Raw genomic sequence first — 12,906 nt, 5'->3', positions numbered from 1 at the left:
GGGGGTCTTCGTCTGCGTGGACGCGGGTGCTTCGGCGGGTGCCGTACGGGCGGGCACCCGCGGTCCGGCGGGGGACAGGGGCGCCGTACGCGCGGGCGCGGGCGTTCCGGTTTCCGGCCGCGCGCGCCGCGGCACGCAGGCGGTGGCCGAGGAGCCGGTCACCGGCGTTCCCGGCCGCCGGGCGCCCGACCCCGACCGCTGGGTGACGGCCACGCACACCAGGACGGCGAGCGCCGCCGGGAGCGTCGCGCGGCCCAGGTGCTCGCCGAGCAGCGCGGCCGACCACACCAAGGTCAGGACGGGCTGCGCGAGTTGCAGCTGGCTGGCCCTGGCCACGCCGATCGCCGCCATGCCGCGGTACCAGACCACCATGCCGAGGAATTGCGAGACCACCGCGACCCACACCAGACCGCCGACCGACTCCCCGGTCAGCCGTACCGGCTCCAGGCACAGGGACACGGCCGCGGCGGGCAGCGTCAGCGGCAGGACGGCGACCAGGGCCCAGCCGATCACCTGCCAGCCGGGCAGCACCGCGGCCAGCCGTCCGCCCTCCACGTAACCGGCCGCGCAGACCAGCAGCGAGGCGAAGAGCAGTCCGTCCCCCGCGGTCGGCGCGCCACCGCTCTCGCCCAGCGAGAAGGCGGTGACCACGGCCGCGCCCGCGACCGCCGCGGCCCAGAACGTACGCGACGGCCGCGCGCCGGTGCGCAGCGCCGCGAGCACCGCCGTGCACAGCGGGAGCGCGCCGACCACGACGGCGGCGTGCGAGGTGTCGGTGCTGCGCAGCGCGAGCGTGGTGAGCAGCGGGAAGCCGATGACGACGCCGCAGGCGACCACGGCGATGCCCGCCCAGTGCTCGCGTTCGGGGAACCGTGCCCGGCCGGCCGCCAGGAACGCCCCGGCGACCGCGGTGGCCAGGACGGCCCTGACCGTCACCGTCGACCAGGCGCCGAAGCCGGTCAGCGCCCAGTGGGTGGAGGGGAAGGTGAGGGAGAAGGCGGCCACTCCGAGGGCGGCGAGTGCGGTACCGGCGAGTGCGGTGCCGCCGACCGCTATCCGGGTGGGCGCGATAGCGCTATTCTTATCTGTCATGAATGACGATAGCAGTGCCGGTGCGCTGGCAGAATCCCTGCGCGGGGAGCTGAAGCGCTTCTCTCCGGGTGAGAAGCTGCCGTCCAGCCGGGCGCTCGTGGAACGGTTCGGGGTCAGCCCGGTCACTGTCTCCAGGGCGCTGGCCGCGCTCGCCGCCCAGGGACTCGTCGTCACCCGGCCGGGCGCCGGCACCTTCCGGGCCGACGGGGCCGCACCGCCCGCCGCCACCGTCGACACCTCCTGGCAGCAGGTGGCGCTCACCGCCGAGGACGCAGACGCGGCGCCCCGCGTGGTGGACGCCTCCGGGGTGCTGGCCTGCCTGGCCGGGCCGCCGCCGGGCGTCATCGCGTTCAACGGCGGCTATCTGCATCCCGACATGCAGCCGGAACAGGCACTGGGCGCCGCCCTAGCGCGCGCCGCCCGCAGGCCCGGCGCGTGGGAACGGCCGCCGCTCGAAGGGCTCACCGCCCTGCGCGGCTGGTTCGGCCGGGCGGCAGGCGTCGGTCCCGCGCAGGTGCTGATCACCTCCGGTGGCCAGGCGGCACTGACCACCGCACTGCGCGCCCTGGCCGCGCCAGGCTCCGCCGTCCTCGTCGAATCACCGACCTATCCGGGCGCGCTCGCCGTCGCCCGCGCCGCCGGACTGCGGCCCGTCCCCGTCCCCGTGGACTCCGGCGGCGTCCGTCCCGAACTCCTCGCCGACGCCTTCGACGCCAGCGGCGCCCGCGTCTTCCTCTGCCAGCCGCTCTTCCAGAATCCGACCGGCACCGTGCTCGCCGCCGGACGCCGCCGCCAGGTGCTGGACATCGCGCACGCGGCGGGCGCCTTCGTCATCGAGGACGACTTCGCGCGGCGGCTCGGCCACGGCGACGACCTGCCGCCGACCCTGGTCGCGGAGGACCCGTACGGCACGGTCGTCCATGTCGCGTCCCTGACCAAGCCGACCTCGCCCAGCCTGCGGGTCGGCGCTCTCATCGCCCGCGGCCCGGTGATGGAGCGGCTGCGCGCGATCCAGGTGGTCGACAGTTTCTTCGTGCCGCGGCCGCTCCAGGAGGCCACCCTCGAACTCGTCGGCGCCCCCGCCTGGCCGCGCCATCTGCGGGCCGTCGCCGCCGGGCTGCGCGAACGGCGCGACGCCATGCTCGCCGCGATCCGGCACCGGCTTCCCGCCCTCGCGCCCGACCCGGTACCGACCGGCGGCTACCACCTGTGGCTCCGCCTGCCCGACGGCACCGACGAAACCGCCCTGACCGGCGCCGCCCTCCGCGCCGGCGTCGCCGTGGCCCCCGGCCGCCCGTACTTCCCCGCGGAACCCCCCGCCCCCCACCTGCGCGTCACCTTCGCCTACACCACAGGCCCGTCCGAAATCACCGAAGGCGTCCAACGCCTGTCCCGCGCCCTCGACGAGACTTCTCCGGCCGCCTGAACCGGCCTGAACCGCCGCACATCGGGAGGCGTTTGGCGCCCGGCCGGGGGAGTCCTCCGGGACCGGTGAGCGGTGTCGGAGCCCCGGGTTAGCCTTGGGCGCATGGATACCGCCGCGCCCAGTTTCCGTGCCGCCACGCCCGACGATGTGCCCGTGCTTGTGGGGCTCATCGAGTCCGCCTATCGGGGGGCCGCGAGCCGGGAGGGGTGGACCACCGAGGCGGACATCCTGGAGGGGCAGCGCACCGATGCCGAGGGAGTGCTCGCGGTCATCGAGGGAGCGGACAGTCGGCTGACGGTGGTGGAGTCCGGGGGCGAGACCGTGGCGTGCTGCCAGCTCGAACACCGCGGCGACCACGCGTACTTCGGGATGTTCGCGGTACGGCCCGCGCTCCAGGGGGCCGGGCTCGGCCGGCTGGTCCTCGCCGAGGCCGAGCGTTTCGCGCGCGACGAGTGGGACGTCGCCGAGCTGCACATGACGGTGATCTCGGTCCGCGAGGACCTGATCGCCTGGTACGTGCGCCGCGGCTACCAGCGCACCGGACAGACCAGCCCCTTCCCGTACGGCGAGGAGCGCTTCGGGCTGCCGACGAGGGACGACCTGGAGTTCGAGCTGCTGACGAAGAAGCTGGTCTGACCCGGTCCCCGCGTCGCGTCACGCCGCGGGCGGTTCCTCCGGCAGGTCGGTCGCCGCGCCGTCCAGGCCGAGGGCGCGGGCCAGCGCCCAGTCCTGCGCGGAGTTGACGGCCCAGGCCATGACGGCGATGCCCGCGGCCTGGCAGCGCTCGACGACGTCCAGATTCAGCTGCCGCAGCTCCAGGCTGACCAGCCGGGCACCGACCGCCTTGGCGCGGGTGACGATCTCCGGCCCGAGGTCGCTGGCGACCAGCACCGTGCGGACGTCCGGCAGCAGCGCGTGGATCTCCGCGAGCGCCTCGTCGTGGAAGGAGAGCACGCTGACCCGGCCGGTCGCGCCGTGCGTCCGCAGCGCCTCGGCCAGCACCCGGGCCGCGGCCACATCCTTGATCTCGGCCTGAATGGGCCGGCCGACCGCTTCCAGCACGTCCTCGAAGACCGGCACGCGCTCGCCGAGCCCGGCGTCCAAGCCCCGGATCTCGTCCAGGGTGAGGTCGCGGATCAGCCCGCTGCCGTCGGTGGTGCGGTCGACCGACGGGTCGTGCATCACGATCAGCGCGCCGTCCTTGCTGAGGTGCAGGTCGAGTTCGATCTGGTCCAGACCCGCCTGCTCGGCGCGGCGGAAGGAACGCAGGGTGTTCTCCGGCTCGACGCCCATGACCCCGCGGTGACCGACAGTGAGGAAGCTCATACCGGCACCCTAGCGAGACCCGGCGACGGCGGGCCGAACACGCCGTGACGTCCAGGTGCCGCGTGTCAGAGCCCTTCCGGCGCCTCCAGCAGGCCCCGCCCACAGCCGCATCCGCAACTTTTCATGAGCCATCCCGGATGCCGACAGGAAAAACGGCGGCCTGTCAGGCTTCACGCAGGACAATCTGCGCAGACTCCCCTTGATGCGGCACCAAAGTCATGGATACGGTGGCGGCACGACATTTTCTTTCGTGGAGGAGGGGTCATGAGCGAAGTTCTTTCGCCGAAGGCGGCGGACAACGGCGGTACGTCCGGCGTGAGCGTCGTCGGCCACCCGGCGTGGGCGGTGCTGAAGCAGGCCGTCGAAGCCATCAGGCCCTGGCAGCGGAAGGACGGCTCCATCGATTTCGAGGCGGACGGCGCGCCCAGCCGCGACGACGCCGAGCGCACCCTGCGCAGGGTCACCGAATCGGTCGAGCAGCTCTCCGCGCTCCTCCCGCACGACGCCGCCTACCACCGCGCCCTGGTCGCCGACCTGAACCGCTGGTCCGACGAGGGCTTCGGCGTCCCCGACTTCCTCGACTCGCTGCTCGCCTTCCAGCCCGCGGCCGACCGCCGCGACGGCCTGCCGCACCTGGTCGTCTTCCCGATGTACACGCAGAACGGCAATCCCGACCGCAATCTGGAGGCCGTCGCGCTGCGCGTCGTATGGCCCGAGTGGCTGGCCGAACTGGAGCGGACACGGTACGACAACCCGCTGTTCGTCCCGATCACCTTCGAGGACTTCACCCCGGGCTACGACACCAACTCCGCCGTGCTCTTCCCGGAGACCGTCGCCGTCCGCGAGGCCCCCGAGCGCTGGACGTGGGGCGCGATCTTCTGCGACCGCGAGGCCGCCCGCTTCCGCGCGGTGACCGCCGCCGCCGTCGACACCCTCGGCCTCGACCTGCCCGAGGACGCGGCCCGGCTGATCGCCGACCAGGACCTGGCGCAGCAGACGTACGTGCTCTGGGACATGATCCACGACCGCACGCACAGCCACGGCGACCTGCCGTTCGACCCGTTCATGATCAAGCAGCGCGCGCCGTTCTGGATGTACGGCCTGGAGGAGCTGCGCTGCGACCTGACGACCTTCAAGGAGGCCGTCAAGCTCCAGGCCGAGGGCCACCCGATGGGCCTGGGCGTGCAGTACGCGATCCTCTTCGACCGGCTCTTCCGCTTCCCGGTCACCGGTGAGCGGGTCCGCAACTACGACGGGCTCGGCGGCCAGCTGCTTTTCGCCTACCTGCACAAGCACGACGCCGTGCGGTGGACCGACAACACCCTGCACATCGACTGGGAGCGCGCGCCGCAGGTCACCAACCAGCTCTGCGCCGAGATCGAGACGCTCTACCGGGACGGCATCGACCGCCCCAAGCTCGTGCACTGGTTCGCCGCGTACGACCTGGTCGCGACCTATCTCTCGCCGCACCCGGGATCGGTGTGGGCCAAGGGCCCCGAGGCCCTTGACCTGACGCTGCCGCCGCGCAAACTCGTGGACAACGTGCTGGCGGACGAATTTCCGCTCAGCATGTTCTATGAGGCCCTGGCGAAGAAGCTGCGTACGGTGATCACCTCGACCAAGGGCATCACCGGCGACAGCTCGCTTCGGGGCGCCGCATGACCGGTGCTGCGGAGGAGGCGGAGATGACGACCGACACATATACGGGTGGTCTCGACGGGGCGGTGATCGCCGTGGCGGGAGCGGGTGGCCCCGCGGGGCGCGCCGTCCTGCAACGGCTGGCCCGCGAGGGCGGCCATGTGATCGCGGCGGACGCCGACCCGGAGCGGCTGGCCGAGGCCGTGGACGCGGCACGGTACGACGCGGGCGGCGCCGACATCACCGGCGAGATCGTCGACCTGCTCGACCTGGAGGCCAGCCAGGACTGGGCGGGCCGGATCGAGAAGGACCACGGCCGGGTCGACGGCCTGGTGCACCTCGTGGGCGGCTGGCGCGGCTCCGCGTCCTTCCCCGAGACCGACCTCGCCGACTGGGACGTGCTGCACAAGCTGCTGATCCGCACCGTGCAGCACACCTCGCTCGCCTTCCACGACGGCCTGATGCGCAGCCCCGGCGGCCGGTACGTCCTGATCAGCGCGTCCGGTGCCACGGCGCCGACCGCGGGCAACGCCGCGTACGCCGCCGCCAAGGCCGCCGCCGAGGCGTGGACGCTCGCGCTGGGCGACTCCTTCCGCAAGCTCGGCGGTGACGACGGCCCCACCGCGGCGGCCACCGTCCTGGTGATCAAGGCGCTGGTGCACGATGAGATGCGGGCCCAGCGCCCGAACGCCAAATTCGCCGGCTTCACCGACGTGCGCGACCTGGCCGACGCCATCGCGGAGGTCTGGGACCGGAGCCCCAACGATGTGAACGGGACGCGACAGTGGCTGACGCCCCAACCGTGACAGAACAGCTCGCCAGCGACGCCGTACGCCGGCACGACCCGCAGGTGCGCGGCTTCGCCAGCGACAATTACGCCGGGGTGCACCCCGAGATCCTCACCGCGCTCGCCCTCGCCAACGGCGGCCACCAGCCGGCCTACGGCGCGGACGTCTACACCGCGCACCTCCAGGAGGTCTTCCGCGCCCACTTCGGCCCGCGCGCCGAGGTCTTCCCGGTGTTCAACGGCACCGGCGCCAATGTGACGGCACTCCAGGCCGTCACCGAACGCTGGGGCGCGGTGATCTGCGCCGAGTCCGCGCACATCCAGGTCGACGAGTGCGGCGCACCCGAGCGGGTGGGCGGCCTCAAGCTGCTCACCGTCCCGACCCCGGACGGCAAGCTCACCCCCGAGCTGATCGACCGGCAGGCGTACGGCTTCGACGACGAGCACCGCGCGCAGCCGCAGGTGGTCTCGATCACCCAGACCACGGAACTGGGCACCTGCTACACGCCCGAGGAGATCAAGGCGATCTGCGACCACGCCCACCAACTGGGCATGGCCGTGCACCTGGACGGGGCGCGAATCGCCAACGCGGCGGCGAGCCTTGACGTGCCGCTGGCCCGCTTCACCACCGAGGCGGGTATCGACATCCTGTCCTTCGGCGGCACCAAGAACGGTCTGCTGCTCGGCGAATGCGTCGTCGTGCTCAGCCCGGAGCGGGTGCGGGCGATCGACTATCTGCGCAAGCTGTCGATGCAGCTCGCCTCCAAGATGCGGTTCGTCTCGGTGCAGTTCGAGGCGCTGCTCAGCGGCGACCTGTGGCTGCGCGGCGCCTCGCACGCCAACGCCATGGCCCGCCGCCTGGAACACGCCGTACGCGGCGTCGAGGGCGTCAGCGTGCTGCGGCCGGTGCAGTCCAACGCCGTCTTCGCGCTGCTGCCGCGCGAGGTCAGCGAACGGCTGCAGAAGCGCTACCGCTTCTACTTCTGGGACGAGTCGACCGGCGAGGTCCGCTGGATGTGCTCCTTCGACACCACGGAGGCTGACGTGGACGCCTTCGCCGCGGCGCTGGAGGAGGAGATGCGGGTCCATGACCACGGGCCCGCGGCCGGCTGACGGGACGGATCCGAACGGCCGCATGAATATGTGGTTGTGCGTAATTCGATTGATCGAGAGGTCGGCGGTTTCCTAGGCTCCCGCATATGGAGCTGATCCTTGAAACCGCCGACCTCTCGGCGTATCTGGCGGCCGATGACGTCATCGACCACACTCACCCGACGGTACGCGGCACCGCCGCCGCGCTGTCGGCCGACGCCAGCGATCCGCATGATTATGCGCGGGCGGCCTTTGAATTTGTCCGCGACACCATCCCGCACTCCTTCGACGCGGGCGACGACCGCGTCACCTGGCGCGCCTCCGACGTGCTGGAGTGGCGCACCGGCATCTGCCACGCCAAGGCGCACGCGCTCACCGCGCTGCTGCGCGCCGGATCCGTCCCGGCCGGTCTGTGCTACCAGCGGCTGACCGAGGACGACGGTTCGGAACCCGTGGTGCACGGCCTGGTCGCACTGCTGCTGCCGGGGCGCGAGCGCTGGTCACGGATCGACGCGCGCGGCAACAAACCGGGCGTGGACGCCCGCTTCAGCCTCGACGAGGAACGCCTGGCGTGGCCGGTGCGGCCGGAACTCGGCGAGGCCGACTACCCGCTGATCCGCGCGACCCCGCCCGTGCCGGTCCTGGCGAGTCTGCGCGGCGCCCGGGACCGGTCAGAACTCGCCGCCCTGCTGCCCACGGAACTGCCCGGCTGAGAGCGCCGGGCGCCCACCGCCTGCCTGCCGCGCCGGTCGCGTATCCCGCGTCCCGTACCCGTACTCAGCCGGTCGTGAGCGGCTGCTGCTCGCGCTCGCGCGCCGCCGCTTCCTCGGCGGTCGGAGCGCCGCCCCCGAGGTGGGCGGGCTGCCACCAGTGGTCGGCCGGACCCGAGGGCTTGGCCGGATACGCGCGCTGCGCGTCCTCCAGCAGTTCCTGCACGCGCAGCCGCAGCCGACGGGTGAGGGCGCCCGCCTTCTCGTTCTCGTGCGGGCGCATCTGCTCGCCGACCCGCAGCGTGATCGGGAGTTTGCTGCGGCCCAGATTGCGCGGGTGCCCCTTGGTCCACAGCCGCTGCGTGCCCCACAGCGCCATCGGCAGCAGCGGCACACCCGCCTCCATGGCGAGCCGGGCCGCACCCGATTTGAACGACTTCAAAGTGAACGACTGCGAGATCGTCGCCTCGGGGAACACCCCGATGATCTCGCCGCCGCGCAGCGCGTCCAGGGCGTGCCCGTAGGCGTGCATGCCCTCGGCGCGGTCGACGGGAATGTGCTTCATGGCGCGCATCAGCGGACCCGACACCTTGTGCCGGAAAACGGATTCCTTCGCCATGAACCGCACCAGGCGCTTGGAGGGCAGCGCCGTCAGACCGCAGAAGACGAAGTCCAGATAGCCGATGTGATTGCTGACCAGCAGGGCGCCGCCCTGGCGCGGGACGTGCTCGGTGCCGCGGATGTCGAACTTGAGCCCCTGCACCTTGAACATGGAGCGCGCGAAGGCGATCACCGGTGGGTACACGAAGTCGGCCATGGCCGGGCACCTGCTCTCTCCGGGGCGGCGCACCCGGCGGAAGTTACGCGCCCGTAGGTTGGTCGGCCGCTGAGCGATGGTGCCCCGCCGACGGGGCCGCTGTCATCCCGCGGGCGCCTGCCGGGGCGAGATTCTTCTCACCACCTGCCCCGGAACTCTTCAGACTCCCACCCTTTTGAGCAACAGATACATCTCGCAGCCCAGGCAATAGGCGAAAACGGCGTTCAGGAAGGCGGCGGCCAGCGCGCATCCGGTGGCCGCCATCCCCAGCCACTGCGGGCCCACCAGATAGCCGACGACACCGACGACGGAGAAGGCGAGACCGACGGTCTGCGCGAACCGCGGCGGGGCCGCGTCCTCGGTGGCCGGCGGCGGCCCGAGCCTGGGCCGCACCAGGGTGCGGAAAACCCAGCCGTACGGCGAATTCTGCACGCCGGCCGCCGCGCCCACGGCGAAGAACACCGCCTGCGCAAGCAGCAGCCAGCCGCTTCCGGTGATCAGCACGACCGCCAGCACCACCGAGGTGAGGGCGGCGCCGAAACGGGGCCCGCGTACATCGATCCGCATGACTGCCATGATTGCCGACGTACGGCGGAACGCGCCCGCGGGAATCATTGCGGTCCCGTGAACGCTGCACGCGAGGCGACATCGACAGGTCCGGGTGTCCAAGGCGGAAGGAACGGCGTTGACGGGACTGGTGGTCTGCCTGGCCGTTCTGCTGGCCGCGAGCGCGTACGGGCTCGTGCACCGGCGCAGGGACGGGAGGGTCCGGGTGCGGACGAAGGACGGCGACGAACGGCTGACGGCCGGCGATCTCGGCGGGCCGCTGGGGGAGCGCGCCACCCTGGTGCAGTTCTCCAGCGCCTTCTGCGCGCCCTGCCGCGCCACCCGGCGGGTGCTGGACGACGTGGCGGGCATGGTCGAAGGCGTCCGGCACGTCGAGATCGACGCCGAGGCGCACCTCGACCTGGTGCGGCGGCTGAACGTGCTCAAGACCCCCACCGTGCTCGTCCTCGACGCCGACGGCGCGATCGTCCGCCGGGCCGCGGGCCAACCGCGCAAGGCCGACGTCATCGCCGCGCTGGGCACCGCCGTCTGACGGACCGGCAGCCGCGATGTGACGGAAATTCCATATTCCGGGCGGGTCTTGACGTGACCCCGCCCGAATCGTCACTCTGACGTTATGTCGCGAGACCACTTCCAGGAGGCGTACCTGTATGCGCGCGCCGATGTCGACCTCGGTCGGCACTCCAGCGCGCGCTGTCCGAGCCGCTGAGCGCCCACGACCCGCACTCCGCCGCTCGACCGCCTCAGAAGGACCATGCCGTGACCGCTATCAGCGACCACCCCGCCTCGCTCGACTCCTCGGCCTTCGACCCCGATCCCGGGCCCGCACTCGACCCGGCCGTCTTCCGTTCCGTGTTCCGCCGGCACGCCGCGGGCGTCGCCGTGATCACCGCCGCGGGCCCCGATCCCGTCGGCTTCACCGCCACCTCACTGACCTCGGTGTCCGCGGAGCCCCCGCTGCTGTCCTTCGGCATCAGCCTCGGCTCGTCGAGTTGGCCGACGGTCTCCCGCACCCCGTACGTCGGCGTGCACATACTCGGCGACCACCAGGAGGTCCTGGCCGGCACCTTCGCGCGCAGCGGCGCCGACCGCTTCGGCCCCGCCACCGACTGGGCGCCGGGGCCGCACGGCGTGCCGGTACTGGGCGAGGTGTCCGCGTGGCTGGTCTGCCGGGTCGTCGCCCGGATCCCGGCCGGCGACCACCGGATCGTCGTCGCGCAGGCCGTCGCGGGCGATCCGCAGGGGCCCGGCGGCCCGCTGCTGTACCACCGGGGCGGGTTCAACGCGCTCGGCCGCTGACGGCGTCGGGCACGTCACAGTTCAAGGTGCTTGCGGTTGGGGAACCAGCTCTGTGTACTGACGAGTAATATTTCCGTCGGGACAGTTGCTGCGTCCCGGCGGGGAGCCGCCGCCGCAGGCGCCTATGCTGCCATTCCGGGGCGGACTCCGGGGCAGTCGACGATGACGTGCAGGACGATGCAGTAGGTAGGAGAGCAGGCGTGAGTTTGAGGATCGTAGTCGCAGTGAAGTACGTGCCCGACGCCACGGGCGACCGTCACTTCGCCGAAGACCTGACCACTGACCGCGACGCGGTGGACGGCCTGCTGTCCGAGCTCGACGAATACGCCGTCGAGCAGGCGCTGCAGATCGCCGACGCCGCGGACGACGCCGAGATCACCGTGCTGACGGTGGGCCCGGAGGACGCGAAGGACGCGCTGCGCAAGGCGTTGTCGATGGGCGCGGACAAGGCGATCCACGTCGAGGACGACGATCTGCACGGCACCGACGCCATCGGTACGTCGCTGGTGCTCGCCAAGGCGATCGAGCACGCGGGCTTCGACCTGGTCGTGACCGGCATGGCGTCCACCGACGGCACCATGGGCGTGGTCCCGGCGCTGCTGGCCGAGCGGCTCGGCGTGCCGCAGGTGACGCTGCTGTCCGAGGTCAAGGTCGAGGACGGCAAGGTGACCGGCCGCCGCGACGGCGACACGGCCAGCGAGCAGTTGGAGGCGTCGCTGCCGGCGCTGGTGTCGGTGACCGACCAGTCGGGCGAGGCCCGCTACCCGTCGTTCAAGGGCATCATGGCGGCGAAGAAGAAGCCGGTGGAGTCGCTGGACCTCTCCGACCTCGGCCTGGACGCGGCCGAGGTGGGTCTGGGCGGCGCCTGGACCGCCGTCGAGGACGCCAAGCAGCGCCCGCCGCGCACGGCGGGCACGATCGTGAAGGACGAGGGCGAGGGCGGCAAGCAGCTCGCGGAGTTCTTGGTGAGCCAGAAGTTCATCTGACCGGACACCGGGCCCACGGCCCGGGCGCACCGGTCCGCGTCCGCCCCCTCAAACTTTCCGTAGGAGTGCATTCCCATGGCTGAAGTCCTCGTCTATGTCGACCACGTGGACGGTGCCGTCCGCAAGCCGACCCTCGAACTGCTGACGCTGGCCCGCCGGATCGGCGAGCCCGTCGCGGTCCACCTCGGCCCCGGCGCCGACGCCGCCGCGACCGTGCTCGGCGAGCACGGCGCGACCCGTGTACTGGCCGCCGACGCGCCGGAGTTCGCCGACTACCTCGTCGTACCGAAGGTGGACGCTCTCCAGGCTGCCGCCGCTGCCGTCTCGCCGGTCGCGGTCCTGGTGCCGTCCTCCGCCGAGGGCAAGGAGATCGCCGCGCGCCTGGCGCTGCGCCTGGGCTCGGGCATCATCACCGACGCCACCGACCTGGAGGCCGGTGACGAGGGCCCGGTGGCCACCCAGTCCGCGTTCGCCGCCGCGTTCACCACCCGGTCCCGGGTCAGCCACGGCGTCCCGGTCATCACGGTCAAGCCGAACTCGGCCCCGGTCGAGGCCGCCCCGGCCACCGGCACCGTCGAGCAGCTCCAGGTCACCTTCGGCGAGCTGGCCACCGGCACGAAGATCGTCTCGCGCACCCCGCGCGAGTCCACCGGCCGCCCCGAGCTGACCGAGGCCGCGATCGTGGTCTCCGGCGGACGCGGCGTCAACGGTGCCGAGAACTTCTCGATCATCGAGGCGCTGGCCGACTCCCTCGGCGCCGCCGTCGGCGCCTCCCGCGCCGCCGTCGACGCGGGCTGGTACCCGCACACCAACCAGGTCGGCCAGACCGGCAAGTCGGTCAGCCCGCAGCTCTACATCGCCAACGGCATCTCCGGCGCCATCCAGCACCGGGCCGGCATGCAGACGTCCAAGACCATCGTCGCGGTCAACAAGGACGCGGAAGCGCCGATCTTCGACCTCGTCGACTACGGCGTGGTCGGCGACCTCTTCCAGGTCGTGCCGCAGCTCACCGAGGAGATCAAGACCCGCAAGGGCTGACTCGTCCTCTTGTCCCCGACCGACGGCCCCCGCACGCCACGCGCGTACGGGGGCCGTCGGCGTACCCGTCGCCCGGACGGGTGTTGACCCCGGACCGGGGCGCGGCTAGCTTCGCTTCAACGATTTGT

General features: G+C 72.1%; 13 protein-coding genes and 1 pseudogene. 10 read left to right on the top strand and 4 right to left on the bottom strand.

Annotated features, from left to right (window positions below; all coding sequences use genetic code 11):
• Positions 1-192: 192 nt before the first annotated feature.
• Positions 193-1,092: pseudogene (locus BM076_RS26990) on the bottom strand (DMT family transporter); the annotation flags it as partial.
• Between BM076_RS26990 and BM076_RS26985 the strand changes: the two are divergent.
• On the top strand, positions 1,091-2,518 hold the full coding sequence (locus tag BM076_RS26985) for an aminotransferase-like domain-containing protein (protein ID WP_093716305.1): 1,428 nt from the start codon (positions 1,091-1,093) through the stop codon (positions 2,516-2,518). The pseudogene BM076_RS26990 and the gene BM076_RS26985 sit on opposite strands and share 2 nt — an antisense overlap.
• Before the next feature lie 102 nt (positions 2,519-2,620).
• Positions 2,621-3,154 carry a GNAT family N-acetyltransferase gene (locus tag BM076_RS26980; RefSeq protein ID WP_093716356.1) on the top strand — a complete coding sequence of 178 codons (534 nt, stop codon included), beginning with the start codon at positions 2,621-2,623 and terminating at the stop codon, positions 3,152-3,154.
• 18 nt (positions 3,155-3,172) lie between these two features.
• Here the strand turns inward: BM076_RS26980 and BM076_RS26975 are convergent, their stop codons facing one another.
• Complete coding sequence (locus tag BM076_RS26975) at positions 3,173-3,844, bottom strand: glycerophosphodiester phosphodiesterase (RefSeq protein WP_093716304.1); 672 nt, start codon at positions 3,842-3,844, stop codon at positions 3,173-3,175.
• 264 nt (positions 3,845-4,108) lie between these two features.
• On the opposite strand from BM076_RS26975, the gene BM076_RS26970 reads away from it, so the two are divergent.
• The 4 genes from BM076_RS26970 (at position 4,109) to BM076_RS26955 (ending at position 8,074) form a co-directional block, all read left to right on the top strand.
• A complete protein-coding gene (locus tag BM076_RS26970) occupies positions 4,109-5,506 on the top strand; it encodes a DUF6421 family protein (RefSeq protein WP_093716303.1) in 1,398 nt (465 codons plus the stop codon).
• Between the two features lie 23 nt (positions 5,507-5,529).
• A complete protein-coding gene (locus tag BM076_RS26965) occupies positions 5,530-6,288 on the top strand; it encodes an SDR family oxidoreductase (RefSeq protein WP_093716302.1) in 759 nt (252 codons plus the stop codon).
• Positions 6,267-7,382, top strand: a complete 1,116-nt coding sequence (locus tag BM076_RS26960; protein WP_093716301.1) for a threonine aldolase family protein — start codon at positions 6,267-6,269, stop codon at positions 7,380-7,382. The genes BM076_RS26965 and BM076_RS26960 overlap by 22 nt, the downstream gene beginning before the upstream one ends.
• Before the next feature lie 86 nt (positions 7,383-7,468).
• A complete protein-coding gene (locus tag BM076_RS26955; protein ID WP_093716300.1) occupies positions 7,469-8,074 on the top strand; it encodes a transglutaminase-like domain-containing protein in 606 nt (201 codons plus the stop codon).
• 64 nt (positions 8,075-8,138) lie between these two features.
• On the opposite strand, the gene BM076_RS26950 is transcribed toward BM076_RS26955, so the two are convergent.
• Complete coding sequence (locus BM076_RS26950) at positions 8,139-8,888, bottom strand: lysophospholipid acyltransferase family protein (protein ID WP_093716299.1); 750 nt, start codon at positions 8,886-8,888, stop codon at positions 8,139-8,141.
• Between the two features lie 159 nt (positions 8,889-9,047).
• Positions 9,048-9,455, bottom strand: a complete 408-nt coding sequence (locus BM076_RS26945; protein ID WP_093716355.1) for a DUF4395 domain-containing protein — start codon at positions 9,453-9,455, stop codon at positions 9,048-9,050.
• 118 nt (positions 9,456-9,573) lie between these two features.
• Here BM076_RS26945 and BM076_RS26940 point away from each other — a divergent pair, with 118 nt between their 5' ends.
• The 4 genes from BM076_RS26940 to BM076_RS26925 all read left to right on the top strand — a co-directional run bounded on the left by BM076_RS26940 (position 9,574) and on the right by BM076_RS26925 (position 12,778).
• The gene (locus BM076_RS26940) at positions 9,574-9,987 is read left to right on the top strand and encodes a thioredoxin family protein (protein ID WP_093716298.1); all 414 of its coding nucleotides are present in this window, start codon (positions 9,574-9,576) and stop codon (positions 9,985-9,987) included.
• A 227-nt stretch (positions 9,988-10,214) separates the two neighbouring features.
• Positions 10,215-10,754: a flavin reductase family protein gene (locus tag BM076_RS26935; protein ID WP_407640719.1), complete on the top strand. Its 540-nt coding sequence runs from the start codon at positions 10,215-10,217 to the stop codon at positions 10,752-10,754.
• Positions 10,755-10,954: 200 nt separating this feature from the next.
• A complete protein-coding gene (locus tag BM076_RS26930; protein WP_093716297.1) occupies positions 10,955-11,740 on the top strand; it encodes an electron transfer flavoprotein subunit beta/FixA family protein in 786 nt (261 codons plus the stop codon).
• Positions 11,741-11,815: 75 nt separating this feature from the next.
• Complete coding sequence (locus BM076_RS26925; RefSeq protein WP_093716296.1) at positions 11,816-12,778, top strand: electron transfer flavoprotein subunit alpha/FixB family protein; 963 nt, start codon at positions 11,816-11,818, stop codon at positions 12,776-12,778.
• Positions 12,779-12,906: the final 128 nt, after the last annotated feature.

Origin of the sequence: Actinacidiphila alni, from assembly GCF_900112845.1 — a bacterium.
Lineage (GTDB): Bacteria > Actinomycetota > Actinomycetes > Streptomycetales > Streptomycetaceae > Actinacidiphila > Actinacidiphila alni.
Note: the sequence above shows the minus strand (reverse complement) of the source record. Positions and strands in the feature narration are given on the sequence as shown.